Here is a 25,878-nt window from a genome sequence, read left to right as displayed (position 1 = left end):
TTTGTAACTTTAGTGCCCTAAAAACCACCCCTTTATGAAACGCACATTGTTAATTCTCATCACCTGCTTTATTGCTTTTTCTGTGAATGCTCAGGATGAAGCTGCACAAAAGAACTGGATGGAATATGCTACTCCCGGTTCCATGCAAAAAATGATCGCCATGTCTGACGGAACATGGGCTACGGACATGACCTTCTGGATGGCCCCCGGTGCCCCTCCTTCCAAATCAAGCGGCACCTGTACCAACAAAATGATCCTTGGAGGCCGGTTCCAGGAATCCAAACACACCGCCTCCTTTGCCGGTCAGCCTTTTGAAGGCATTGGCACAATGGGGTACGACAATCTGAAAAAGGTATTCCAAAGCTCATGGGTGGATAACATGAGTACCGGTATTATGTACATGGAAGGCAAATGGGACGATGCCACCCGTTCCGTTACCTTTACGGGCAAATGCACCAATCCTGCCACAGGCAAGGAAATGACCGTTAGGGAGGTGTACAAGGTCATAGACGACAACACCCACCAGATGGAGATGTTCCAGATGGAAAACGGAACAGAATACAAGTCTATGGAAATGAAGATGACCCGTAAATAAGCTGATACTAAACAACATTTAAGCAAAAAAGCCTCCCGGAGTACCGGGAGGCTTTTTAAATATAATGAGCAGCTTAGCTGATCTTTTCTACCTGCATGAAGTTCAGTTCCACTGGTGTAGCACGGCCGAAGATCTTCACCGTTACTTTCAGTTTCTTCTTGTCTTCCAGTACTTCTTCGATCACGCCATTGAAATCGTTGAATGGTCCATCGATGATCTTGATGGTTTCTCCCACGATGTATGGTTCGCTCATGGTGAGGCCCTGATCGGAGATCTCATCCACTTTACCCAGCATTTTGTTTACTTCTGATTTGCGGAGTGCGATGGGTTTTTCTTTTCCGAGGAAGTGGATCACACCTGAAACGTTGCGGATAGCCTGGATCACTTCATCCGTCATCCTGCCTTCCATGGCTTCGATCATGATGTAGCCCGGATAGAAGTTCTTTTCGCGCATCACTTTTTTACCAGCCTGCACTTTATAGACTTTTTCCACGGGCAGGAAGATCTGGAAGATCACATTGCCCCAGTCGCTGCGGCGCACTTCGATATCGAGGTATTCTTTTACTTTCCGTTCTTTACCGCTAACTACGCGCAGCACGTACCATTTGGTTTCGTGAGCGGGAGCCTGCGGTGTTTCCACCTTTGGCTTTTCCGGTGCAGGGCTTTGTTCCTGTGGCGTTTCGTCCAGTGGGGTATCTTCTAATTGGATATCATCCATTATTGAAACAGTTTATAGTATTGCGATAAAACGAGGTGAGAGGCTGAATCCATTCCCCAAACCATCAGGGTGATGATGATAGTGGCGATCAGAACGATCATGGTAGAGGATTGCAGTTCCCGCCAGGTTGGCCAGGATACTTTATGAACCAGTTCGTGGTATGATTCTCTGAAGTAGTTGGTGATTTTGTTCATGGTAATAAGTTATCCTGATATGAACGATAAAATTGCCGAGGAGTAAAATTGTTTGTTTTCTTTCAAAACCAATCAATTTAACTATCCGGCAATTCAATTCTTAAGCACGGGTACTAGGATTCGAACCCAGATCAAAGGTTTTGGAGACCCGTATGCTACCGTTGCACCATACCCGTTTGTGAAAAAGCCATTAGCCGCAATTCTCTCTGCTCAGCAAATATAATCCGCTAATGAAAGCAAATTACAACTAATGGCCTTTTTATTATACAGTATTGCTACTGATATGATTATTTCAGGATTTCTGTAACCTGACCAGCACCTACGGTACGTCCGCCTTCGCGGATAGCGAATTTCAGACCTTTTTCCATAGCGATAGGCTGGATCAGTTTAACAACCAGACCGATGTTATCACCGGGCATAACCATTTCAACACCTGCTGGTAATTCAACCTCACCAGTTACGTCAGTTGTACGGAAGTAGAACTGAGGACGGTATTTTTGGAAGAATGGAGTGTGACGGCCACCTTCTTCTTTGCTCAGTACGTATACTTCGCATTTGAAGTCAGTGTGCGGAGTGATAGAACCTGGCTGGCAGATAACCATACCACGACGGATCTGAGTTTTCTCAATACCGCGGAGCAGCAGACCGGCGTTGTCACCAGCTTCACCTTCATCCAACAGTTTTTTGAACATCTCAACACCGGTGCAGGTAGATTTCAGAGACTCAGGGATCAGACCTACGATCTCAACGTTCTCACCAACTTTGATACGACCGCGTTCGATACGACCAGTAGCAACGGTACCACGACCAGTGATAGAGAATACGTCTTCTACAGACATCAGGAACGGTTGATCAACCGGACGAGGAGGCAGCGGAATGTAAGTATCTACAGCTTCCATCAGTTCATCGATCTTAGATACCCAGTTAGCATCGCCAGCGAGAGCGCCGGTTGCAGAACCTTGGATGATGGGCACATTATCGCCATCAAAACCGTATGAAGACAACAGGTCGCGGATCTCGATCTCAACCAGTTCCAGCAATTCCGGATCATCAACCAGGTCAACTTTGTTCATGAATACTACGATACGGGGAACACCTACCTGACGAGCGAGGAGGATGTGTTCTTTCGTTTGTGGCATTGGACCATCTGTAGCGGCTACCACGAGGATTGCACCATCCATCTGAGCTGCACCGGTGATCATGTTCTTCACATAGTCGGCGTGGCCTGGACAGTCAACGTGTGCGTAGTGACGGTTTACAGTCTGATACTCAACGTGTGCTGTATTGATGGTAATACCTCTTTCTTTTTCTTCAGGCGCTGCATCGATCTCATCATATCCTTTCTTCTCAGCCAGACCCTTGTTTGCCAGAATTGTAGTAATGGCAGCAGTCAAGGTAGTTTTACCGTGGTCCACGTGACCGATGGTACCAATGTTAACGTGGGGTTTATCCCGCTTAAAGGTTTCTTTTGCCATTGTATTTTTTTTTAAGATGGTTTGTAAAGTTGTATTATGTTGTTTTTTAAAAACTGTTTTTACAAACTTGAGCCAATGACGGGGATTGAACCCGCTCCTTTCTCTTTTCCCGGAGAACGCTCATCCATTGAGCTTATCGGCTTAGTTAAACTTCGAAATTCCGGATACTGATCTCCTGAACCTTCCCGAAGGATAATCCGTTGACCTGCTATCCGAAACTTATTTGATTTGATGATGAGGGTTACTCTTCAAAAATTCAAAAATATCTAGAGTAGATGTTGTGAATTGAACTTACGACCTTCCCGATTACATCGGGATTGCTCTATCGTAATCCCGTTCGCTTCAATCCCTTCTAAATTTCTAGAGCTGTTGATGAGAATTGAACTCACGACCTTCCCGATTACATCGGGATTGCTCTATCGTGAATCCTTTTCCTTTCAATAATCCTATAGAGCTGTTGATGAGAATTGAACTCACGACCTCTTCCTTACCAAGGAAGTGCTCTACCCCTGAGCTACAACAGCGAATTCAAAAACGAATTACGAATCTCTATTAAAAATTATCAACCCGTAATTCGTAATTGATAATCCGTATTGACTCAGAGCGGGAGACGAGGTTCGAACCCGCGACCTACAGCTTGGAAGGCTGTCGCTCTACCAACTGAGCTACTCCCGCATATATTGGTATCCTTATATCAATCACTCTATTTCCTTGCACAACTTTGTTCCGCCCCTGATTGCACAAAAGCGGAACAAAATAAAGCGTGGGCAGGATAGGATTCGAACCTATGAAGTCGAAAGACAGCGGATTTACAGTCCGCCCCATTTGGCCGCTCTGGAACCTGCCCAACTTACAAACTTTGCCCGGAGCCATCCGGTAAATCTGAGCCAGCAGAGGGATTCGAACCCCCGACCCACTGATTACAAATCAGTAGCTCTGGCCAACTGAGCTATGCTGGCATGTTTTGTCAAGAAAAAGATTCACACTCTTCTTAAAAGGAAGCGCAAAATAAATGGTTTACTTCTTAAGAAACAAATATTTTTTTCAGCTTCCGAGTGCCCATCAATTCCCTGATGTAAGTCGGCTAAAATGCCCTACAGTAAAGAACTTTACTACCCTTGCGGATCCCTTTTTGATTCGGGATGGCAAAGGTAGTAAAGAGAAAACTAACTTCAAAATATTTTTGGGAAATTAATGTAAATTCTTCTCCTTCTGGCGTTTGATCTGATTTACAAGCGCTTCGAAAGCAAGATCGACGGACTCTTCGAAAGATTTAGACTCGTGTTTCACGAAGAAATCGTGGCGGGGGATGTGTACTTTAATCTCGGCTATCTTATCTTTTACCTGGTGGGCTAACTGATCAAGTTTGAGGAACACTTCAACATTTACGATACGGTCATAAAAGGTGGTGAGTTTTTGAATACGTTTGTTCACATGATCAATAAGTTTTGCGTCAGCATCGAAACGCACAGTTTGAATTTGAACATTCATAGCACTAAAATTTAACATTTAACAATCTAATTTCAAGCAAGTAATCATCTTTTCATAGGCTGCTTTTTTGTGAGGAACTCTGTATTACTAATTTACTGAACTTTCAATGGCTTTCCAGTTTTTGTGCAAAAATTTTTGTTAAAATCAGTATACAGCAATAATAACTTCCCTCACAACAATAACAGCTGATCCGCATCAACTGTGTTTATGATCTTAGTGCATATAAAAAAATGTTGATAGCTGTGCTAGGCTTTGGGATGTGCCTGACGATATGCCTTTTTCAGACTTTCAATGGTATTATGGGTATATACCTGGGTGGAAGCAAGACTGGAGTGCCCCAGCAGATCCTTTACTGCATTGAGTTGTGCCCCGTTGTTCACCAGGTGGGTGGCAAAGGTATGCCGCAGTACATGGGGACTTCTTTTTGAAATGGTGGTCACCTGGCTAAGCGCAGCTTTTACCAGTCTGTACACATATCCTTTGCTGACCCTGCTTCCCTTTTCGTTCACCAACAGGTATTCCAGCTCAGGATTTTCCAGTTCCTGCCGTTTACGGGCATCGTAGGCCTGAATGTGATGAACCAGTTCATTGCTGAGGGGTATGATGCGTTCTTTATTGCCTTTTCCCAATACTTTGATCTGGCTGTTGCTTACATCTACATCATAAAGTTTAATGCCCAGCAGCTCTGCCTGCCGGATACCGGTTTGGTACAATAAGGCAATAATGAGTTGAGCAGTAGCTCCTTTGAAATCATCCCCAAAGATCTCCTCTCCTTCTACTGAATTCTGCTCCAGCTGCTCCATGCCCTTCTGTTCCACAAATACGGGCAGGCGTTTCCGCAGTTTTGGGCTGACTACTTTCACCATAGGACTCTGGCCGATCACCTGCTGGCGAACGGCGTATTTGAAAAACGACCTTAAGGTGGATATTTTATGACGGATGGTACCGGGGGCAATGGTATCAGGGCTTTCCGGCCTGCCTTTTAAGCCGTCTACTAACCAGGATTGGATGTGAAGGGAACGAATATCCTTTAAAGGGATTCCATCGTACTGAAGGGCCAGGTATTCGAAAAACTGGGAAAGGTTCACCGTGTACAGTTCCACTGTTCTCGGTGATTTCCGCTTAACGCCTGCATAGTAGGCGAGGAACTCTTTTGCCAGTGGTATCAGATGGTCTTCCTTCATGCCAACACAAAAAAATTGATGACTGTAAAGTTATAGAAAACCTTACAATCATCAATCTTATGTATTAGAAATTAATTTCTGATCTTAATTTACCAGATTACTCGAATTTACCGGAAGCTACCTGCAGTTTGTAAACAGCTTTCAGCACTTCAGTCCTGCGACGGATAGAAGGCTTGGTAAATGACTGACGCTCTCTGAGTTGCAGCAAAATCTTCGCTTTCTCAAATTTCTTCTTATACTTTTTAAGCGCTTTGTCTATGTTTTCGCAATCTTTAGAATCGATGATTAACATATTTCTCCTTTATTTTTACGGACAGCAAAGGTACTGCAAGTTTTTTATTTTCCAAAATTAAATCAGCTCCATTTTCCTCCCCCATCATGTTAGTGTGTAATTGCCTAATTTTGTGGTCCAATATTAAGACTATTTATGTTTACAGGCATTATTGAAACCATGGGTACGGTTACTTCGGCCGTAAAGGAAGGAGCAAACCTGGAATTAACCATCAGCTCGGCATTGGCACCTGAATTAAAGGTGGATCAAAGTATCTCTCATAACGGCGTTTGCCTCACTGTTACCGCTATTGCAGCGGACCAATATACAACTACCGCGGTGGCGGAAACTTTGTTAAAAAGCAACCTGGGCAGCCTGCAGACGGGCCAGACGGTGAACCTGGAAAGGGCTATGATCTTCAACAGCCGTATAGACGGGCATATTGTACAGGGGCATGTGGACAGTACCGGCACCTGCCTTTCCGTTGAAGAACAGAACGGCAGCTGGTTATACCGCATTGGCTTCCCTCCGCAATTTGCCTCCCTGATCGTGGAAAAGGGTTCTATCTGCATGAACGGCATCAGCCTTACGGTATTTGACATCACCAATGATGCTTTTTCAGTAGCCATCATCCCTTATACTTACGAGCACACTAATATTCAGCATCTTACGCCCGGTGCCTCCGTGAACCTGGAATTTGACATCCTTGGTAAATACGTGGCCCGGCAATTACAAATCAACAAATGAACCATCCTCTTTCCCGGGAACTGGGTATGAAATATCCGCTGATCATGGCGCCCATGTTCCTTGTGAGTAATGAACCCATGATAAAAGCAGCCATCCGTGCAGGTATTGCAGGCACTTTCCCTTCCCTCAACTATCGTAAGGAAGGAGAGCTCCAGGCTTTGCTGGAGAGGTTGAATGAAACCAGGGCACAGCACCAGCAAGGCACTTATGGTGTAAACCTGATTGTACAGAAAACAAACCCGCTCTATAAAAAACACCTGGATGCCAGTGTGGCGGCCAAAGTTCCTTTTTACATCACTTCCCTGGGAAATCCCAAAGAGGTGATAGAGGCCGCTCATGCTTATGGCGGCAAAGTGATCTGTGATGTAACGAACATGGAGCATGCGCAAAAAGCTGTGCAGTATGGAGCGGATGGCCTTATTGCCGTATGCTCGGGTGCAGGCGGCCATGCAGGCCCCTACCCTATGCATGTATTAATCCCGGCGCTTAAAAAAGCATTCCCGCATATTCCGATCATTGCCGCCGGTGGTATTGCTACGGGTCAGCAAATGGCCAGTGCTTTGGTATTGGGGGCAGATATGGTATCCATAGGCACCCGTTTTATTGCCAGCCTGGAAGCTACGGTAAGTGAGGAATACAAACAGGCGATTGTGGACCATGGCATGGAAGATATTGTACTCACGGAACGCCTTTCCGGCACTCCCTGCAACATCATCAATACACCTGAAGCAAAGAAGATGGGATATAAACAAACTGCCTGGGAGAAATGGCTTTCCCGTAATCCACGCACCAAGAAGTATTACAAAATGATGGTGCAGCTGAAGGGAATGAAGAAACTGCAAAAGGCCGTGAAACCCGGTAACTATGCGCATCTCTGGAGCGCAGGGCAGAGTGTGGAAATGGTGGATGATATCATTGGTGTGGAAGAGATCGTTGCACGCCTGATACATGAATATGATCAAAGCCTGCTGGCCTTCAAATCTTAATTATCTTTGCAAAATGTCCGAACCAATTAATTACCAGGAAGGCGCTGTGCTGTTGTTCAATAAACCGTTAACCTGGACCTCCTTTGATGTAGTAAGGAAGGTTAGAAATACCACCAAAGCCAAGATAGGCCATGCCGGCACTTTAGATCCCCTCGCAACGGGACTGCTGATCTGCTGCACAGGTAAAATGACCAAAAAGATCAACGAATACCAGGCACAGGAAAAAGAGTACACGGGCACTTTCACACTTGGCGCCACCACCCCTACTTTCGATCTGGAATCTGCGCCGGAAAACCAGCAACCTGTTCCCGCATTGGACCAGGCAGGGTTACAGGCTTTTGCGGATAAATTCGTGGGCGCCATTCAACAACTTCCTCCCATTCATTCCGCCATCAAACAAAATGGCACGCCTATTTACCACCTGGCCCGCAAAGGCGTGGATGTAAAAGTGGAGCCCCGGAATATTACGATCTATGCTTTTGAGATAACGAAAGTGGCTTTGCCTGTGGTGCATTTCAGGGTACAGTGCAGTACGGGTACTTATATCCGTTCACTGGCCAATGATTTTGGTGCTGCTATCGGCTGCGGAGGTTACCTGAGCAGTTTATGCCGTACGAAGATCGGTGCCTTTAAACTGGAAGATGCGATGGAGGTAGCTGATTTCATTGAGCAGTATAAACAGGCACATCAGAACGGATAACCGATCGCTACGTTCCAGGTTACGTTCTCCCGCCTCCAGCGGCTATCTCCCAATGTCCATTCACCAATATACCAGCCACTGTTATTTTTGGTGGGGTATGGCTTTTTGAGCGGGATACCAAAGTCCAGCCGGATCACGAAGTAACTGAAATCCACTCTCAGGCCCGCGCCTGTACCAATTGCAAGGTCTTTATACAAATTACCCACCTGGAACTCTGCACCAGGGCGGGAAGTATCTTTCCGCAACATCCAGATATTTCCGAGGTCCACAAAGGTGGCGCCTTTGAGGTTTATGCTGCCGCCAAATAAGCGGATCAGGTTAAAACGGTATTCTATGTTTCCTTCGAGTTTCATATCCCCCGTTTGATCCGGGAAGATCTGTGCTACCCTTGACGTGTCTGTATAAGAACCGGGGCCTAATGTACGTAACCGCCATGCGCGGATACTGTTAGGGCCACCAGCTGTGAACTGACGGATATAAGGCAATACGGAACTTTGCCCATAAGGAATACCCAGACCTACATAGGCACGGGTGGCAACAGCTGAACCCTCGTAATTCCAGTAGTGCCGGTAATCCAGCTCCAGCCTTACAAACTGGGAGATGTTCACCCTGGAAAGTGTTTCCAGGTTCTCTCCTTTACTGCTCAGTACATCCAGCGCGCCATTCACCCCTTTCAGCCAGAGACCGGATTCTTCGAAGTTAGCGCGGAAATAAGTGTTCTGCCGTTGATGGAACACATCGTTATTACTGAAAATGTAGGTGATATTCTCCCCTCCCACAAAGGCAGGCTCAAAGCTCCTTCGCAGGTATGGACTGGTGCTCACCACACTGTCTATGAATTCCTGGTTTAACACCACACCCACATACGTGAAAGTTAAAGGTTTTACATTCCAGCGTTTGTAAACAGATTCGTTCCATTCATATCCAAAAGAGCCGGTCACATTCCGGATATTGAACCTGTCGATACGCCGGAGATTATTGAAACCGGCAGAGATGCGTGTTTTAGCAGTGGAGCGGTTGTTCTGCCGCAAACGGAAAGGGGTCACAAAACGCGGCAGGATGAGGTCTGCCGTGATGCCATATTCCTGTGCCTGCAGATCGAACTTACTATCATTCTTCACTACTTCCACCCCTCCCTTTACATTTACATGCAGTTCATTGGCGGCGCGGTTCAGGTTGTAATGACGATAACCAAAAGACACGCCACTACCCACAAAGTAATCGCTACTGGTAGAGATATCGAAGTTGGTACTGATCTCCTGTTTTTTCCTGGGTGTCAGCTGAATGTAGGCATCCAGCTTCTGCACGGTGTCCGGGCTCTCCCTGTAAGTAAGCGTTACAAACTGCCAGAGATTGAGATCGTACAAACGATTTACAGTATTGTTATAGTTCTGGATAGAATACTTATCGTTGGTACGTAATTGAATGGCACGTGAAAGCACCCGCGGCCGGATAATATTCTCGTAGTACTTGATAGTGAGGAAGCGGCTTTGTGTAGTATGATAATTTGTATCATTCACATTTCCCTGCAGTTTGAAATCAGGGAACACATAGATCTTGTTCAGGTAAAAGAGTTTGGTAAGATCACTGGCGGAATCCTCCGGCAGCTTTATTTCCACGTCTATATCCAGTAAAGGCTTCTGGTCTGAACTCAATACCGTAGGCATGCTTTCAAAAGGGTTCAGCGGATCTACGAAGAGCGATTTGTTCAGCGTATCCACGGTAAAGGAGATCAGCTCCCGGTTGAACTTGTAATATCCTGCATCGCGGATCACCCTGGTGAGCCTTTCCCGCTCCCTGTCCAGGTTACCCGCTTTATAAGCATCGTTGGATTTTAGGAGGGAGAACTGCAGGTTGTCTTTTACGATCTTGGAAATGGCCGTGTCCGGTATATCGTAATTGATCTTTTTGATCACAAAGTTTTTGCCGGTGTTCACTTCATACTCCACGCTGGCTTTCTGGCGCCGGATGTTCTCTTTATAAGTAGCCGTGGCATAAAAGTATCCCTGGTTATTGAGATAAGAGATCATGCGGGTAACGGACTCCTTTGTTTTCAGGGAATCGTAAATAACAGGTTCCTGGAGGTTGCGCTCTGCCAGCATCAGGTTCCAGAACCAGTTACTTTTCTTTTCGTAATTCTTCTGATTGTACAGCCAGACCTTCAGGCGGGTGCCCAGTAATTTCTGGTTGGGCTGTTGCAGCATCAGGGATTTGGAGGAGAGATCGTTTTTCAGGTCCGTTTTTTCAGTTGAGCTGAGTTTACCCGTGATGTTCACATCCGTGCTGGTGAGCAGGTTCTGATCTTTCTGCAGGTACCGGGTGTTGGAACAGGCAGTCCATAACCCGCATACCATCAGCAGCACAGCCAGGTGAGGCATCTTTACATATAACGGGTATGTACTTCTCTTCAAGATATTCTGAATTAACGGGTATTGATACTTCCCGAAACTACGGGGCTGCTTGGCTGAATGCCGGAATTCCTGTAGGTTTGATCCTATGATTTCAAAGGCGCAAATTAAATATATTCAATCATTACAGCACAAAAAATACAGGCAAAAATTTGGCCAGTTTGTAGCGGAGGGCGATAAGATCGTGCAGGAACTGTTGCAGGGCACTTATGGTGTAAAAGCCGTATATGCTACTAAAACATGGCTGGAAGCACAGGCCCCGCTGGCCCAAAAGAGTATGGAAGTGCTGGAAGTGGATGAAGCGGTTTTGAAACAGCTCTCTTCTCTTTCCACCCCTAACCAGGCGGTGGCGCTGGTGGATATACCTTCTGCCCCGCAGCCTGTACTGCAGGGTAATATCACCCTGGCCCTGGAAGCCATCCGCGACCCCGGGAATATGGGTACCATTATTCGTATAGCCGACTGGTTTGGTGTGCGCCAGATCATCTGCACGCCGGATTGTGTGGATGCCTATAATGCTAAAACCATCCAGGCCACCATGGGCAGCATTATGCGGGTGCCCGTGATAGAAACGGACCTGGCGGCATTACTGAAAACTCCCGGCCAGGTGGCCAGCTACGCTGCTACCCTCCATGGACACAATATTGCCAACACCAAAAAGCTGCAGGAAGGAATTATCCTGATCGGTAACGAATCCCGCGGACTGAGCGAAGAAATTATAGCACTGAGCACTCACCAGATCACTATTCCAAGGATCGGACAGGCAGAATCGCTGAATGCTGCCGTGGCCACGGGGATTATCTGTGGCAGACTGCTTATTTGAACTGGATAGCTTTAACCGGGGTAATGGTGCGGATGAGTAAGGATGGAATGATCAGTATCAGTACGCAAATACCTAAGGTGCCCACGTTGATCATACCTACTTTCCACCATTCAATGGCAATGGGCGCCACGGCCATATAGTAAGATTCTTCCGGCAATTTAAAGAAACCCGTGTACTGCTGCAGCAGGGCTAAACCAATACCCAGCACATTACCGATAATGATCCCTGCCACTACAATATAGGCCGCCTGGTAAATGAACACCTGCTGGATGGTGAAATTAGGCATGCCTAATGCTTTGAGAATGCCCACCATATTGGTGCGTTCCAGGATAAGGATGAGGATGGCCGTGATCATGTTGATAACAGCCACGATGGTCATGATCACCAGGATAATGGTTTCGTTCTTATTCTGTAAACCCAGCCAGTCGAAGATATTAGGGTATACCTCTTCCATACTGCGGATGTTGAGCTCGTCAGACATCAATTCACCGATAGCGCTGCGGGCACTGTCTATCCTCCGGTAATCCTTCAGGTATATTTCGTAACCGCCGATCTCACTGGGTGCCCAGTCGTTCAGCCGGCGGATCAGGTCAATATCCCCGATCAGGTAAGCTTTATCATATTCTTCAATGCCGGTTTTGTAGATGCCGCAGATAGTGAGTTTCCTGGCGCGGGGTGGCAAACCGTCTCCCCTAACAAAGTAGACCACCACTGCATCGTTGAGTTTTAACTGTAACAGGGCCGCAGTGTTGGCGGATACAATGATCTCGGGCGCATAACCACTGTCCTGGAACCGGATATTGCGGCCTTCCGTAATAAAAGGCAGCTCGTTGTTCCGGTCTATCCCTTTGAAGATCATACCTTCTGTTTCCCGGTCTTTTTTGATGATCACGGATTTGGTGGCAAAATCGTGGATGGCAGTAACATCGGGGAGCGCGCGGATACCGGCTTCCAGCGAGGAATCTGCTTTAAAGGGAATTTGTTCTGTTAAAGGACCGGCATTGGCCTGATATTGGGTAATATGCATATGCCCCCAGAAACTGAAGATCTTTTCGGAGATCTTCTGCTGGAAACCGTTGATCATTGCTGTAGCCAGGATCATAACAGCCACACTGAAGGCTGTAGCGATCATCGCTATGTTGATGATGAATTTAGTAAAAGAGGAAAACCGGTTGAAGGCGATCCTCCGGGCAATGAACACTGATATGCGCATAGCGCTAATTTAATGGAATATTGTAAATTACAGTTATGAAGAAAGTAGCATCCACATGCTTCACCCTTATAGCGATCCTGGCAGGTTTCCACCTGAGTGCGCAGGAAAACAAGATCACGCCGGATCATGTTTACCATCAGAACATCAGAACAGTAAAGCTTAACCGTACAGGCGACCCGGTTAGTTTACCCCTGATAACACTGAACAGTGGTGAAAAACTTGAGTTGAACTTTGACGATCTTCAATACGAAGTTAAAAGTTATTACTATACTTTGGTATTATGTAATGCGGACTGGACGCCCGTACGCATGAACGCCATTGAATACCTCCGCGGATTTTCAGAGAACCAGATACAGGATTACCGTTTTTCCAGCGTGGCTTTGCAGAAGTATGTGCATTACCGCGTAGAGATCCCGAATAAGAACTGCACACCGGTTAAGTCAGGGAATTACCTGCTGAAAGTGTACCTGGACAGTGATACCAACAAACTCGCTTTCACGCGCAGGATGATGGTGATAGATAATAAAGCCAGTGTGGGCGGATTCGTTTCCCAGCCCATCAACCCTAAAGTATTCAGAACTTCGCAGAAGGTAAATGTTTCCATCAATACAAAAGGGCTGAACCTTCCCAATCCTTTCGATCAGTTAAAGGTGGTGATACAGCAGAACTTCCGCTGGGATAATGCCATCACCGGCATCAAACCACAGTTTATTAAAGGTGATGTACTGGAATACAACGCAGAGCAGAACATTATTTTTCCAGGTATGAAGGAATGGCGATGGATAGACCTGCGCAGCTTCCGGCTGCAGACAGAAAGAGTGGAGAAAACAGATTACCAGCGTACGGGCACCACCGTATTTGCCATGCCGGATTTCCCGCGGGATAACCAGGTGTACCAGTATATCAAAGACATCAACGGGCGTTATTTCCCCGCTACCATAGATGATTACAATCCCAACTTTGAAGGAGATTATGCACGGGTGAATTTTGTATTCCCTGCAAAAGAACCTTATGCCGGATACGATCTCTACATCTTTGGCGAGCTGACGGATTACGAATGTAACACTGCTAATAAGCTGGTTTATAACGGTGCCCGCAGGGCTTACGAAGGAGCCCTTTTTCTCAAACAGGGTTTTTATAACTATGTGTACGGCCTGATAGACAGAACTACTAACCAGTTCAGTACAGAATATACCGAAGGTGATTCCTGGGAAACAGAGAACGTTTATACCGTTCTGGTTTATTACAGGGCATTAGGCGGCCGGTACGATGAACTGATCGGCCAGCTTAACCTGAATTCCATTCAAAACCGCAGATGATCAGATATTGGAAGCCGTTGTCTGATCCATCGTTTTACCCAACTTCACAATATTTGCAGCTCCGCGTTTGATAATGATCCGCGTTCCGCGATCGTAGGTGAAATAGCGGTAGAACCAGTTGATGAACACTACCAGTTTATTCCGGAAACCTAAGAGGTTCAGTAAGTGTACTGCCATCCAGGCGATCCAGGCAATGTAACCGCTCAGGCGGAAGCCCGCAAATTCTGTTACTGCCCTGTTACGGCCAATGGTGGCCATACTGCCAAGGTCTTTATACCTGAAAGATTTCATCACCTTTCCACGCAAACTGTTTTTGATATTGGCACCCAATTGTGCACCCTGTTGTATAGCCACCTGCGCCACCATGGGGTATCCTTTCGGGAAACGTTCATCATTCAGCATTTGTGCCATATCCCCTATCGCATAGATATTGGAATATCCTTCCACGAGGTTCACTTCATTTACTTTCAAGCGGCCATTCGGTAAAATCACGCTATCCAGGAAACCTTCCAGCGGAAAGCCTTTCACACCTGCGGACCATAAGAGGGATTGTGTTTCAATGCTATCTCCATTACTCAGTTTCAGCGTAGTACCGTCATATTCCTTTACGGCAGTGTTCAGTAATACTTTCACGCCTAAGAAGTCCAGGCCCTTTAAGGTGTTAAGACTGGATGCTTCGGACATAGAGGCTAATACCCTTGGCCCTGCTTCTACCAGGTAGATGTTCATCATGTGGATGGGCAATTCAGGATAATCCTTAGGCAGAATGTACTTGCGCAATTCTGCAAAGGCGCCCGCCAACTCCACACCGGTGGGGCCACCGCCTACCATCACAAAATTCAGTTTCCGGCGGATAAGCTGTTCATCGTTCAGTAATAAACATTCTTCAAATTGTTTCAGCACATAGTTGCGGATCTGCACCGCTTCTATGAGCGATTTCATGCCAATGGCATTTTCCGCGATCTGGTTATTACCGAAGAAGTTGGTGTTACTGCCCGTGGCGATCACGAGGTAGTTATACCTGATCTCCCCGATATTGGTTTCCAGGATGTTTTCCTCAGAACGTACCGCTTTTACCTCGGCCATGCGGAAGTGCAGGTTCTTTTGGTTCTTGAAGATCCCCCTCAGCGGAAAGGCAATACTATCCGGTTCCAGGCCTGCGGTAGCTACCTGGTAAAGGAGGGGTTGAAAAAGATGATAATTGTTTCTGTCCAGCAACACTACTTGTACGGGCGCGTGTTTCAATGCCTTGGCCAGGTTAATGCCACCAAATCCACCTCCAACTATTACCACCCTGGGCCTGTCTGATTCCGGAATGTTCGGCTGTATCATGTCGTTTTTATTTTGCAGTATGGTCTTTCTAGGTTTCAAAAGCCATACCATCATATTACATATCAAAATTACAAAACTTTCAGTAAAAAATGAAAGATTAGTCTGAAAGGGATTGTTAAATTGTACAGTGCTGTGCAGAATTTATGCAATGGTAGTTTGATCTTTGCTTTATTCTTGTGTAAACCTTGCTTCATCCTAGCTTCATTGTTGTGCAAACCTGCTCCGGACAAGGGGATGAAGCTAGGATGAAGCATAGATAAAGCATAGATAAGGCAAGGATGAAGCAAGGGTGAAGCAAGGATGAAGCTAGGATGAAGCAAGGTTTAAGCATAGAAAAAGGGCTGCCTCTTTATGCGAGACAGCCCTTTTTGTGTATTGCAATTATTTTATTTCAGCGCCATGTGCAAGGCAGCAGCCAGCAATGCACCGATCACTGGTCCTACAACAGGGATCCATGCATATCCCCAATCGCTGTTCCGTTTGCCTTTGATAGGCAGGATGAAATGCGCGATCCTTGGGCCGAGGTCCCTTGCAGGATTGATGGCATACCCGGTAGGCCCGCCTAAAGAAAGGCCGATGGCTAATACCAGGAGTGCAACGGGCAAAGCATCTACAGCACCCAGCCCTACTTCTGACTTAGTAATGTAGAACACCCCGAAAATGAGTACGAAGGTGCCGATGATCTCTGTAACAAGGTTTGGAATGGTGCTTCTGATAGCCGGTGCTGTACAGAAACAGGCCAGGATACCATCTGCATCCGTAGTGGCATCAAAGTGCTGTTTGTAAGCAGCCCATACCAGGCTGGCTCCTATGATGGCACCGACCAGTTGGGCGAAGATATACACGGGCACGAGGTCCCAGGAAATACCGCCGGTAACAGCCAATGCCAGTGTTACGGCTGAATTGAGGTGAGCACCGCTGTAAGCACCTACTGTAAATACGCCTACAAAAACAGCCATGGCCCAGCCCATGGTGATCACCATCCACCCGCCGTTCTGACCTTTACTTTTATTCAATACGCAATTAGCTACTACCCCGTTCCCTAAAAGAATGAGCAATGCAGTGCCTAATATTTCTGCCAGGAAAATTGACATCGTTGGTTGTATTAAGGTGAGTGTTATTTTTCAGCCCAGGCTTTAGCTGCGCGGATAGCGCGCTGCCAGTCATTTGTGAGCGCCGTTCTTTTTTCTGCATCCATGGAGGGCGTGAACTTAGCATCTTCCTGCCACTGTTTGCGGATAGTTTCAATGCTATCCCAGAAACCGATAGCAAGGCCAGCGAGGTAAGCTGCACCCAGTGCGGTGGTTTCTGTTACTTTCGGGCGGATCACCTGGGTTTCCATGATATCTGCCTGGAACTGCATCAGCAGGTTATTGGCGGTAGCGCCGCCATCAACCCTTAATTCCCGGATCTTCATGCCGGCATCAGATTCCATGGCTTTGAGTACATCCATGGTCTGATAAGCGATACTGTCCAGTGCGGCGCGGGCAATGTGTGCGTCTTTTGTTCCGCGGGTCATACCAACGATAGTACCACGGGCATATTGATTCCAGTGTGGTGCACCCAGTCCTGCAAAAGCGGGGACCATATATACACCATCTGTGTCTTTTACAGAGGCGGCCAGTGCTTCCACATCTGCAGAATGGCGGATGATACCTAAACCATCACGCAGCCATTGAACAACGGCGCCGCCGATGAAAATGCTGCCTTCGAGGGCGTAATGAGTGGTATCACCGATCTTCCAGGCAATGGTGGTAAGGAGGTTATTGGCAGAGCTGATGGCTTTTTCGCCGGTGTTCAGCATCATGAAACAGCCGGTGCCGTAAGTGTTCTTCACCATACCTGGTTCTGTACACATCTGGCCGAAAAGGGCTGCCTGCTGGTCTCCTGCAATACCGGCAATGGGTATTTTGAAAGGTGTGAGTGTGGCTTCAGTTTCTCCATATACTTCGCTGGAAGCGCGTACTTCCGGAAGCATGGAGGCGGGAATATCCATCAGTTTCAGGAGGCTTTCGTCCCATGCCTGTTTGTGGATATTGTATAACATGGTGCGGGAGGCATTGCTTACATCTGTAACATGCAGTTTCCCTTTGGTGAAGTTCCAGATAAGCCAGGTGTCTACAGTACCGAATGCCAGTTCTCCGGCATTGGCTTTTGCACGGGCGCCTTCTACATTATCCAGGATCCATTTTACTTTGGTACCGGAGAAATAAGCGTCCAGGATAAGGCCCGTTTTGGAGCGGATATCTTCTGCCAGACCCTGTGCACGCAGTTCGTCACAGTAGGCGGAAGTCCGCCTGTCCTGCCAAACGATGGCGTTATACAAGGGTTTCCCTGTTTTACGATCCCATACGATAGTGGTTTCCCGTTGATTGGTGATGCCCATGGCTGCGATCTTGTCTCCTGTAGTGCCGGCTTTTGCGATCACTTCAGCAGCTACGCCTGCCTGGGTACTCCAGATCTCCTGCGGGTCATGTTCTACCCATCCTGGTTGCGGGTAGATCTGTGAAAATTCTTTCTGCGAAACGGCTACGATATCCCCTGCACGATTGAAGATGATAGCGCGAGAGCTGGTGGTTCCCTGATCCAGGGCCATAATGAATTGTGCTTCCATGCTTTTTAAGTATAGTTAAACGTGGTACCTTGGTTTACGAGGTAGTAAGATACTAGGAATAAATTAAAAGTAAAAAAAATTATCGGCGTGGGGAAAATGAGTGGGAGGAGGATGTGAGGGCTTGGCTAATGAGTGCAGGAAAAGGAAATGGTTGATGCTGCCAATAAGCCTGAGATGATGGAAGGCTGAGGGTTAATGTATGCAAGGGCAAGGAAATGATCACTGCCGCCTGAGGAATAAACCTGAGATGGGAGGCCTGGGTAATGTATGCAGGCAAGGAAATGATCACTGCCGCCTGAGGAATAAACCTGAGATAGGAGGCCTGGGTAATGTATGCAGGCAAGGAATTGATCGCTGCCGCCTGAGGAATAAACCTGAGATAGGAGGCCTGGGTAATGTATGCAGGCAAGGAAATGATCACTGCCGCCTGAGGAATAAACCTGAGATGGGAGGCCTGAGTAATGTATGCAGGCAAGGAAATGATCACTGCCGCCTGAGGAATAAACCTGAGATGATGGAAAGCTCAGGGCTATTGCCTGCAATGACGAGTTTTCTTTGAATCATCAACGAAGATAGGATCAACTGTTCTTTAGCCTTAGATAACCCATAGATAAGCCGTATCTATAAGGGACGGCTTATCTACGGGTTATATACGGGTTATATACGACTTATATACGGCTTATCCTATCTTAAACTCACTGTAGAGAAGACTTTAAGAATACCTCCAAAACGCAAAAAGGCCGCCCGAAGGCAGCCTTTTCTGAGAAATATCGTTAGTTCAGGAACTACATTTTCTTAGCATCTTCCAGGAACTTGGCGAGGCCAATGTCCGTGAGCGGGTGTTTCAGCAGTCCGAGGATGGAATCCAGCGGGCAGGTGCAAACATCAGCACCGCTTTCAGCACATTTCACAATGTGGAGGGCGTTACGGATAGACGCTGCCAGGATCTCAGTTTTGAATCCCTGAATGCTGTAGATCTGAGCGATCTGCGCAATCAGTTCAACACCATCCCAGCTGCTATCATCAATACGGCCGATGAAAGGAGATACATAAGCAGCACCGGCTTTTGCTGCCAGGATAGCCTGACCAGCGGAGAACACCAGGGTGCAGTTAGTACGGATACCGTTATCAGTGAACCATTTGATGGCTTTCACACCGTCTTTGATCATAGGCACTTTCACCACGATGTTCGGGTGAATAGCCGCCAGTTTCTTACCTTCTTCCACGATGGAAGCAAAGTCTGTAGATAAAACCTCCGCACTTACATCGCCGCCTTCCACGATCTCGCAGATAGCTTCATAGTGCTTAATGATGGCAGCCTCGCCTTTGATCCCTTCCTTAGCCATGAGCGAAGGATTGGTTGTTACACCGTCCAGGATACCTAAATCCTGTGCTTCTTGTATCTGTGCGAGATTTGCTGTATCAATAAAGAATTTCATAAAGTAATATTAATGTTGAATAGTTTAATGTCCAATATATGCATTTGTTCTCTGTTCCGAAATGTGTTCCGGGCAATTTCAACAAACCATCAAACTAATTTCGGAAAAAATGAAGAGAGAACTTTCTGCCAGGAGGAAAAAAAAATGGCAAGTTACTTATATCGCACCGCTACAACCACCTACCCTTGCTACATTCCTGTCCTGGGGGAGTTCAGCAGGAGCTGGTCGTATAAGACTTGCCGTTGCAAAGGTAACTGAAGGAGGGATAATATGCAAATTAAATTGCGGAAAGAAATGTTAACTGCTACTGTTTCTTCTTTTTTGAAGGCTTCTTAAAAACATCCTTTTCATTCTCTATAAGGCCTGTCTGATCCTCGGGGCCCTGTTTCACGGGAATATCTGAAGCAGCATTTATATCAGCATTGCCGCGGTAAACTGCTTTTACTGCGATGTGCTTTGTAATGCTGTCTGTGGCAGGAATTAACAGGTCCTGCCCTATTATCTGGCCGGTATTGGTATATAAACGAACGCGTGCGGTATCCAGGGGGTAGATCTTTCCGGTGTTGTAAATGCCTTCGACGTTCAGGTAAAAATGCAGGCCGCGCTTGAGACTGTCCGCATAATGATGAAAGCGGATACCTGTGAGATAAGGCAGTTGCAGGAAAACCTCATGTTGTTTGGAAGGGTTCTCGTGCAGGGTCACCAATAGTTTAATGCGGTAATTATCAGGGCGTATCCTGTTCCTGTTGAAATGCAGGATGCCGTTATTGCATTCGCCATCAGGGGATTCCACTTTGAGCTGGCTCCAGCGGTAATCTCCTTTGAGCAGGCCGGTGGTGCTGCGTTTGCTGCTATCCGCATAGGTGATCTCAAACCCTATGGGGGTGGTGCTGTATAACTCTGCCACAGCGCCGGAGTCAAATGCGGCGCGGATGTTTACTACCTCTTTTTGCTGTGCCATGGCGGGTAGCGCACATATTATCAATAGCAACGTTCTGAACATACTGTACATAGGCTAAAACCATTCCAAATTTAAGGATTGCGAAAGCAATGCACGACACTTGAAAAAATATTCTATTTTCACGCAATTTTAGAAAGCATGTCATTACCACAACATTCTGATGCCACTTTGCGCTACCAGCAGCAGGTAGATAATTCCAGGAATTACGTTTTGCCTTTTATAGCGCAGGAGTTTCCGGATATGAAAGGACTGCGTGTGATGGAGATCGGCTGTGGAGAAGGTGGTGTGCTCACCCCTTTCCTGGAGCAGGGTGCTCTATGCACGGGGGTTGATCTTTTCCCGGAAAGGATTGAACTGGCGAAGGGTTTCCTGGGGGATTATGTGGCCAGCGGGCAGTTGCAGCTGATTGCCAAGAATATTTACGATGTGGATTTCTTTGGTGAGTTCCAGCATGCTTTTGACCTCATTATCCTGAAAGACGCTATTGAACATATTCCTGATCAGGACAAACTGATCGAATACCTCAAACAATTGCTCAATCCACGCGGGCAGGTGTATTTTGGGTTTCCGCCCTGGTATATGCCGCATGGGGGGCATCAGCAGATCTGCCATAGCAAGGTGCTGAGTTTTCTGCCTTATATCCATTTACTGCCGAGGCCTTTGTATCGTGGTTTGCTGAAGGCGTTTGGAGAGCATGAGAATACGATCAAAGAATTAATGGAACTGGTGGATACCGGTATTTCCATTGAAAGGTTTGAGAAGATCGCTAAGGCTTCCGGGTTTGCTATTACGCAGCGGAAATACTACCTCATCAATCCTATCTATAAATACAAGTTTAATCTCAAGCCGAGGGAGCAGTTTGGCTGGATGAAGGGGATTCCTTTTGTGAGGAATTTCTTTACTACCTGCATGTATTACCTGATCAAGCCTGCGAAGTGATCTTTGTGTTCAAATAATTCCGCCGCTCCCAATAAGCATAAAAAAAATTCGACCGAAAAAACTAGCCCATTGGTTATCTGAGGCAATAGGGATCAGTTTTCGGTCGAATTTTTTTTATGCTTATTTCCGCTGGTGTTTTTTTTTGGATTAGTTTAAAGCTCAGTAGCGAACCCTTTGTACAAGCGTGCGACGCAACGGATGTTCAATTCTTTTTCTACTGCCGGGTCAATGAGCATTCCATATCTCCCAGGAGGCTTCTGCCTGCAGGATGAGCATTTCGTGGCCATTTTTTACAGTGGCTCCTTTTGCGGCGCCGTTCTGCATGAACCGGGTTTCTGCGGGATTGTAGATGAGATCGTATAGTAAATGTTGCGGTGTGATGAATTCGTAAAGGATGGGAGGTGCTTCCGTTATGTTGGGGTACATGCCTACGGGTGTGGTATTGATGATCAGTGTATGCTCCTGCATGATGGACTCGTTCAGGGATTCATACAGGATGGTGCCTGTAAAATATTTCCTGCTCACTTCTGTATAGGTTATACCTAACTGCTCCAGGCTGAACTTCACTGCTTTGGCTGCTCCGCCGGCACCTAATATCAATGCTTTGGTATGCTGTGGTTGCAATAAAGGTTCCAGGGAACGCTGGAAGCCGATCACATCTGTATTATGCCCTGTTAGTTTATTTCCCTGTTTGCGGATGCAATTCACGGCACCAATGGTTTTGGCGGCTTCGCTGAAATCGTCCAGGAAAGGGATCACGGCTTGTTTGTAAGGGATGGTTACGTTCAGCCCTTCCAGTTGCGGGTTGTTTTTCCAGAGATCGGGAAACTGATCTATATCGGGAATGGGAAAGTTTTCATAACTGCAACCGGTAATACCTTCCTGTGAGAACTTATCAGCGAAGAATCCTTTGGAAAAGGAATGGGAGAGCGGAAAACCAATAAGGCCGAATAAACGCATAATGATGTATATACGAATACGGATTGCCATGGGCTGACAATCCGTATCTGTTGCTATTCTTTATCTAAGAAGAGATGGAATGTGTCTCCACGGAGACCAACGCGCATAGCTTCCAAAGGAATCACTTCATTAGGAGCCAGGTTGCCGAGGTTGGCATTGCAACCTACGAGTTCCAGGAAATAGAGCTGCTGATCTTTCTGGGGTGCTTCCCAGATGATCTTTTCTGCCGGGATCTGTGTGAGGATCTCCTGCACCAGGCCTTCGCGCACTTCTCCTGAACCACGGTAAATCCCTACATTACCGCCTTCGCGGGCTTCTGCAATCACATAAGTGGCGCCGGCTTCTAATTCCGCACGCATCAGTTCAATCCATTTATAAGGAGGAATGATATGTTCTGCATCTTTGGAGCCTACTTCGCTGAGTACCAGGCCATGTTTGGTGAGTTGTTCAATATAACCGCACTTTTCTGCGTGGGGAATTGTGATGGATCCATCGGATACTTCCATCCAGGTGATACCGTAATCCTTGATTGTTTTCACATAATCATCAAACTGGTTACGGATCAGGAATGCTTCAAACAGCGTGCCGCCAAAATACACGGGAATGTTGGCTGCCTGGTATAGTTCAATCTTTGCGCGCAGGTTTGGCGTTACGAATGAGGTACCAAATCCTAACTTTACAACATCTACATGTGGTGCTGCTGCTGAGATAAAATGCTTTGCCTCCTCTACACTCAGGCCCTTGTCCATCACCATGGTTAACCCATAAGTACGTGGCTGTGTGGTTCTTTCAGGAATTTGCGTGAGATTAAAATTCATTTTTCACAATTTTATTCTTCTTAATGGTCATTCACCAAACGTTCATACGTAGCTCTTCCTACCTTGTAATTGGATTGGTTTTGGTTTTTTCAAAATGATGATCAAATTGTAAAACCGCGGCAAAAATAAGAAGTAATACAATATGTGAGGCAAAAAATAGACAAGCAGGCTAACGTTTCCGGCGATACCGGGCTATCAGCTCTACTACACTGTTATGCTGAAGGATGGAAGGGTCCAGTTCCGTGACCTTTTTAAATTGCCTTGGATGCAGCTGCAGAGCGGTTTCCAGCTGAATAAGGCCTTCTTTGGTCCTTCCCATAGAGATGAGGATCACGGCTTTATAATACAGGAATACGGGTTTGCGGCCGATCTTGCCTTCCGCGATCTCCAGCTGGGCATAGGCTTCTTCCACATGGCCAACAAGGTAAAGGCCGCGGATCAGTTCTTTCCAGGCTGCAGCACTGCCGGGGCGGATCCTGACAGCGTTGAGGAAATACACCAGGGCTTCTTTGTCGCTCCCGATCTGGAGCAGGCACTGGCCCAGGGTGATATTGTATTCCAGGTTCTGCTTATTCAGCCGGATAGCGGTCTGGAGGGACTTTATGGCATTTTCCCAGTTCTCTTCCGTCATGTACGCTTTGGCGATCTTGAGATAGAGCTTATCGTCGTTCGGGCTGAGGTGGGAGGCTTTCCGGTAGTAGTAACGGGCCTGCGTGAACTTGCGCATCTTTTCATAGCAATGGCCGATGGCTTCGTAGATCACGTCCTCCGGTTTGGCTACTTCCAGGTGTTTTTGCAGTACTTCAATGGCTTCGTTGAACTTACGCAGATGGATATACGCATCGCCCATGTTGCGGTAGGCGTAGTCGAAACGTTCGTCTATCACTACGGCATACTGGTATGCATCTACGGCCTTTTCATACAGCTTGAGGCCCTGGTAGGCGGTTCCCAGGTTGAACCAGGCGAGCTGGTTGTAAGGGTGCTCGTTGATGATGGAAGTGTGCAGGCGGATGCTTTCTTCGTTGCGGCCGGTGAACTCCGTCCAGAAGCAGATCTTGTGCAAGGCTTCTTCATTGGTGGGATCAAACTCCAGCAGCATCTTCAGGCAGTCGAACACTTTTTCGAACTCTTCCCAGTCGTCATACACATCGGCGAGTTCCAGCAGCAGGTCTGTACGATCTTCTCCATCGAACACTTTGATCTGTTCTTCGAGGAGTTTCGCGGCCTTTTCGTGCTGGTTCATGGCCAGGTAAACGTCTGTTTTGAGGATATAAAGGTTAATATCGTTACTATCCAGTACGGCGGCTTTCTCCAGCAGCTGCAGGGCTTCGCGGTATTTTTTGGTTTCGATAAGTAATGCAGATTTCTTGAGGAGCAGTGCAGAAGAAAAGGGGAACTGCTCTATAGCGATCTCAACGGCTTGCATGGCATTATTGAGTTCGTCATGCTCGTCATAATAGTCGATGATCTGTTCGAAAGAATCCTCGTCCAGAAAGGAGTGAGAACGCCCTTCTTTTAGATTTTCAAATTGCTGAAGCAAGTCCCTTAAATCTTCAAAATCCTCGTTAAACTCGTTAAATGATGGGAAATCGTGATTCATTAATACGAATATAGTGGAAATTCAAGCTGCCACCAAACCTGCCCAGCCTACCGTTTGTGTATATTTTTTAACATTTTATTAAGATAAAGGGTATCTTTGCTTTAAGATTCCGTTATGATAGATAGAAAATTCGTATATTTGTGGTACAATGAAGAAGATAAATAACATAATCAACAGATTCTCATTGTCTTGCCTCATGGTGAGTGCTTTATTCATGGTTGCACTTAACGTACAAGCCAATGATTCAGGCGGTAATTTCGATAACAACAACGATAAAGTTGTAAAAAAGACCGAAACTAAGTACACTTTAACCGCCATGCCTAAAACAAATCTGAGCCTCGATGCGGGATTCACTGCGAGTGGTATCCTGAGGACAGATTTTAAACTGAGCTCTGACAATACTGTGAATGTAAGATCTGTAGTGACTTACAAGCGCGGTAATGTTACCTATATAGTTCCTTACATTGTGCAGGTTCCGCCACCCAATGTGTCGACCCAGCATTATCATCAGCTGCAGGTGCAGGTTAAACTGCCTTTCAGGAAGAATTAAGGACAATTTGAAAAGAGATTTTACAGAAAGGGCTGCTCGGAAGAGTGGCCTTTTTTGTTTTGGGTGGGTTGAGAGCCTGCCGCGAGGTAGAGGGCGGAGTTTTTTTCTTTTTGGGGTGTTTTTAGAGAAAGAACAGGGTTGTTTCCTTTTGGGTGAGGGCGTTCTTTTGAGGGCGGGTAGAGAGCCTGCCGCGCAGTAGAGGACGGAGGTTTCTTTTTGAGTGAGGGTGTTTTTAGAGAAAGAACAGGGGTGTTTCCTTTTGGGTGAGGATGTTCTTGTGAGGGCGGGCAGAGAGCTTACCGCGCGGTAGAGGGCGGAGGTTTTTCTTTTTGGTGTGAGGGTGTTTTTTTTAGGGACGAACGGGTTGTTCCTTTTTGGGTGTTCTTTTGAGGAAGGAAAGGATGTTTTCTTTTAGAAGAAAGCGAGCTTTTTGCAGCAAACGGGCAGCGTCAGGCGAGTTGTTTTATTTAACAGAAAAACTTCTTTATACAACAAAGGCCATTCTTGCGAATGGCCTTTGTTTTTATGTTTCAGAGAGTTT

At 46.6% G+C, this 25,878-nt stretch carries 25 protein-coding genes, 6 tRNA genes and 1 other RNA gene; 9 read left to right on the top strand and 23 right to left on the bottom strand.

Annotation, left to right across the window (positions count from 1 at the left end):
- Positions 1 to 34: 34 nt before the first annotated feature.
- Complete coding sequence (locus AAHN97_RS02340) at positions 35 to 595, top strand: DUF1579 domain-containing protein (protein WP_343305947.1); 561 nt, start codon at positions 35 to 37, stop codon at positions 593 to 595.
- Positions 596 to 668: 73 nt separating this feature from the next.
- Here the strand turns inward: AAHN97_RS02340 and nusG are convergent, their stop codons facing one another.
- The 12 genes from nusG to rpsU all read right to left on the bottom strand — a co-directional run bounded on the left by nusG (position 669) and on the right by rpsU (position 5,949).
- Positions 669 to 1,313 (bottom strand): transcription termination/antitermination protein NusG, encoded by a 645-nt coding sequence (nusG, locus tag AAHN97_RS02335; RefSeq protein WP_343305946.1) that lies wholly within the window; start codon positions 1,311 to 1,313, stop codon positions 669 to 671.
- Complete coding sequence (gene secE / locus AAHN97_RS02330) at positions 1,313 to 1,507, bottom strand: preprotein translocase subunit SecE (protein ID WP_074239955.1); 195 nt, start codon at positions 1,505 to 1,507, stop codon at positions 1,313 to 1,315. The genes nusG and secE overlap by 1 nt, the downstream gene beginning before the upstream one ends.
- 105 nt (positions 1,508 to 1,612) lie before the next feature.
- Positions 1,613 to 1,683, bottom strand: a tRNA-Trp gene (locus AAHN97_RS02325).
- A gap of 111 nt (positions 1,684 to 1,794) precedes the next feature.
- Entirely contained in the window at positions 1,795 to 2,982 is a 1,188-nt protein-coding gene (tuf, locus tag AAHN97_RS02320; RefSeq protein WP_074239956.1) for an elongation factor Tu, read from the bottom strand.
- 70 nt (positions 2,983 to 3,052) lie between these two features.
- A tRNA-Pro gene (locus AAHN97_RS02315) sits at positions 3,053 to 3,123 on the bottom strand.
- A 311-nt stretch (positions 3,124 to 3,434) separates the two neighbouring features.
- Positions 3,435 to 3,506 (bottom strand) — tRNA-Thr (locus tag AAHN97_RS02310).
- A gap of 78 nt (positions 3,507 to 3,584) precedes the next feature.
- Positions 3,585 to 3,657, bottom strand: a tRNA-Gly gene (locus tag AAHN97_RS02305).
- 89 nt (positions 3,658 to 3,746) lie between these two features.
- Positions 3,747 to 3,829: transfer RNA gene (locus tag AAHN97_RS02300), tRNA-Tyr, on the bottom strand.
- 38 nt (positions 3,830 to 3,867) lie between these two features.
- A tRNA-Thr gene (locus AAHN97_RS02295) sits at positions 3,868 to 3,941 on the bottom strand.
- Between the two features lie 232 nt (positions 3,942 to 4,173).
- Positions 4,174 to 4,473, bottom strand: a complete 300-nt coding sequence (locus tag AAHN97_RS02290) for an HPF/RaiA family ribosome-associated protein (RefSeq protein WP_343305945.1) — start codon at positions 4,471 to 4,473, stop codon at positions 4,174 to 4,176.
- A 245-nt stretch (positions 4,474 to 4,718) separates the two neighbouring features.
- Positions 4,719 to 5,657, bottom strand: a complete 939-nt coding sequence (locus tag AAHN97_RS02285) for a tyrosine-type recombinase/integrase (RefSeq protein WP_343305944.1) — start codon at positions 5,655 to 5,657, stop codon at positions 4,719 to 4,721.
- A 97-nt stretch (positions 5,658 to 5,754) separates the two neighbouring features.
- Positions 5,755 to 5,949: a 30S ribosomal protein S21 gene (rpsU, locus tag AAHN97_RS02280; protein ID WP_074239958.1), complete on the bottom strand. Its 195-nt coding sequence runs from the start codon at positions 5,947 to 5,949 to the stop codon at positions 5,755 to 5,757.
- 135 nt (positions 5,950 to 6,084) lie between these two features.
- On the opposite strand from rpsU, the gene AAHN97_RS02275 reads away from it, so the two are divergent.
- From AAHN97_RS02275 to truB, 3 genes are read left to right on the top strand one after another with little or no spacing between them, the layout of a single operon-like run.
- Positions 6,085 to 6,675, top strand: a complete 591-nt coding sequence (locus tag AAHN97_RS02275) for a riboflavin synthase (protein ID WP_343305943.1) — start codon at positions 6,085 to 6,087, stop codon at positions 6,673 to 6,675.
- Positions 6,672 to 7,661: an NAD(P)H-dependent flavin oxidoreductase gene (locus tag AAHN97_RS02270; RefSeq protein ID WP_343305942.1), complete on the top strand. Its 990-nt coding sequence runs from the start codon at positions 6,672 to 6,674 to the stop codon at positions 7,659 to 7,661. The genes AAHN97_RS02275 and AAHN97_RS02270 overlap by 4 nt, the downstream gene beginning before the upstream one ends.
- 13 nt (positions 7,662 to 7,674) lie before the next feature.
- On the top strand, positions 7,675 to 8,361 hold the full coding sequence (truB, locus tag AAHN97_RS02265) for a tRNA pseudouridine(55) synthase TruB (protein ID WP_343305941.1): 687 nt from the start codon (positions 7,675 to 7,677) through the stop codon (positions 8,359 to 8,361).
- Here the strand turns inward: truB and AAHN97_RS02260 are convergent.
- Positions 8,349 to 10,772 carry a BamA/TamA family outer membrane protein gene (locus AAHN97_RS02260; protein WP_343305940.1) on the bottom strand — a complete coding sequence of 808 codons (2,424 nt, stop codon included), beginning with the start codon at positions 10,770 to 10,772 and terminating at the stop codon, positions 8,349 to 8,351. The genes truB and AAHN97_RS02260 overlap by 13 nt on opposite strands.
- A gap of 85 nt (positions 10,773 to 10,857) precedes the next feature.
- Here AAHN97_RS02260 and AAHN97_RS02255 point away from each other — a divergent pair, with 85 nt between their 5' ends.
- Positions 10,858 to 11,592, top strand: a complete 735-nt coding sequence (locus AAHN97_RS02255) for a TrmH family RNA methyltransferase (RefSeq protein ID WP_343305939.1) — start codon at positions 10,858 to 10,860, stop codon at positions 11,590 to 11,592.
- On the opposite strand, the gene AAHN97_RS02250 is transcribed toward AAHN97_RS02255, so the two are convergent.
- Positions 11,585 to 12,805: an ABC transporter permease gene (locus AAHN97_RS02250; protein WP_343305938.1), complete on the bottom strand. Its 1,221-nt coding sequence runs from the start codon at positions 12,803 to 12,805 to the stop codon at positions 11,585 to 11,587. The genes AAHN97_RS02255 and AAHN97_RS02250 overlap by 8 nt on opposite strands.
- A 35-nt stretch (positions 12,806 to 12,840) precedes the next feature.
- Here AAHN97_RS02250 and AAHN97_RS02245 point away from each other — a divergent pair, with 35 nt between their 5' ends.
- On the top strand, positions 12,841 to 14,124 hold the full coding sequence (locus tag AAHN97_RS02245) for a DUF5103 domain-containing protein (protein WP_343305937.1): 1,284 nt from the start codon (positions 12,841 to 12,843) through the stop codon (positions 14,122 to 14,124).
- Here the strand turns inward: AAHN97_RS02245 and AAHN97_RS02240 are convergent, their stop codons facing one another.
- The 3 genes from AAHN97_RS02240 to glpK form a co-directional block, all read right to left on the bottom strand.
- Complete coding sequence (locus tag AAHN97_RS02240) at positions 14,125 to 15,456, bottom strand: NAD(P)/FAD-dependent oxidoreductase (protein ID WP_343305936.1); 1,332 nt, start codon at positions 15,454 to 15,456, stop codon at positions 14,125 to 14,127.
- Between the two features lie 386 nt (positions 15,457 to 15,842).
- Entirely contained in the window at positions 15,843 to 16,550 is a 708-nt protein-coding gene (locus tag AAHN97_RS02235) for an MIP/aquaporin family protein (RefSeq protein WP_343305935.1), read from the bottom strand.
- Between the two features lie 23 nt (positions 16,551 to 16,573).
- On the bottom strand, positions 16,574 to 18,070 hold the full coding sequence (glpK, locus tag AAHN97_RS02230) for a glycerol kinase GlpK (protein ID WP_343305934.1): 1,497 nt from the start codon (positions 18,068 to 18,070) through the stop codon (positions 16,574 to 16,576).
- A gap of 199 nt (positions 18,071 to 18,269) precedes the next feature.
- Here glpK and AAHN97_RS02225 point away from each other — a divergent pair, with 199 nt between their 5' ends.
- Complete coding sequence (locus AAHN97_RS02225) at positions 18,270 to 18,629, top strand: hypothetical protein (protein WP_343305933.1); 360 nt, start codon at positions 18,270 to 18,272, stop codon at positions 18,627 to 18,629.
- A gap of 226 nt (positions 18,630 to 18,855) precedes the next feature.
- Here AAHN97_RS02225 and fsa read toward each other — a convergent pair whose 3' ends face one another.
- The 3 genes from fsa to AAHN97_RS02210 form a co-directional block, all read right to left on the bottom strand.
- Entirely contained in the window at positions 18,856 to 19,509 is a 654-nt protein-coding gene (gene fsa, locus AAHN97_RS02220; protein WP_074239968.1) for a fructose-6-phosphate aldolase, read from the bottom strand.
- A 142-nt stretch (positions 19,510 to 19,651) separates the two neighbouring features.
- An RNA gene (ffs, locus tag AAHN97_RS02215) (signal recognition particle sRNA small type) lies at positions 19,652 to 19,751 on the bottom strand.
- A 62-nt stretch (positions 19,752 to 19,813) separates the two neighbouring features.
- On the bottom strand, positions 19,814 to 20,470 hold the full coding sequence (locus AAHN97_RS02210) for a hypothetical protein (RefSeq protein WP_343305932.1): 657 nt from the start codon (positions 20,468 to 20,470) through the stop codon (positions 19,814 to 19,816).
- A 138-nt stretch (positions 20,471 to 20,608) separates the two neighbouring features.
- Between AAHN97_RS02210 and AAHN97_RS02205 the strand changes: the two genes are divergently transcribed.
- Positions 20,609 to 21,409 carry a class I SAM-dependent methyltransferase gene (locus AAHN97_RS02205; protein WP_343305931.1) on the top strand — a complete coding sequence of 267 codons (801 nt, stop codon included), beginning with the start codon at positions 20,609 to 20,611 and terminating at the stop codon, positions 21,407 to 21,409.
- A gap of 225 nt (positions 21,410 to 21,634) precedes the next feature.
- On the opposite strand, the gene aroE is transcribed toward AAHN97_RS02205, so the two are convergent.
- The 3 genes from aroE to AAHN97_RS02190 all read right to left on the bottom strand — a co-directional run bounded on the left by aroE (position 21,635) and on the right by AAHN97_RS02190 (position 24,787).
- Entirely contained in the window at positions 21,635 to 22,369 is a 735-nt protein-coding gene (aroE, locus tag AAHN97_RS02200; RefSeq protein WP_343305930.1) for a shikimate dehydrogenase family protein, read from the bottom strand.
- A 53-nt stretch (positions 22,370 to 22,422) separates the two neighbouring features.
- Positions 22,423 to 23,187 carry a phosphosulfolactate synthase gene (locus AAHN97_RS02195; protein ID WP_343305929.1) on the bottom strand — a complete coding sequence of 255 codons (765 nt, stop codon included), beginning with the start codon at positions 23,185 to 23,187 and terminating at the stop codon, positions 22,423 to 22,425.
- A 169-nt stretch (positions 23,188 to 23,356) separates the two neighbouring features.
- Entirely contained in the window at positions 23,357 to 24,787 is a 1,431-nt protein-coding gene (locus AAHN97_RS02190) for a tetratricopeptide repeat protein (RefSeq protein ID WP_343305928.1), read from the bottom strand.
- A 148-nt stretch (positions 24,788 to 24,935) separates the two neighbouring features.
- Between AAHN97_RS02190 and AAHN97_RS02185 the strand changes: the two genes are divergently transcribed.
- A complete protein-coding gene (locus tag AAHN97_RS02185) occupies positions 24,936 to 25,337 on the top strand; it encodes a hypothetical protein (RefSeq protein WP_343305927.1) in 402 nt (133 codons plus the stop codon).
- Positions 25,338 to 25,878 lie beyond the last annotated feature (541 nt).

It is taken from the genome of Chitinophaga niabensis, from assembly GCF_039545795.1.
GTDB lineage: Bacteria > Bacteroidota > Bacteroidia > Chitinophagales > Chitinophagaceae > Chitinophaga > Chitinophaga niabensis_B.
The sequence above is the reverse complement of the archived record's forward strand: the minus strand, read 5'-3'. Positions and strand labels throughout refer to the sequence as shown.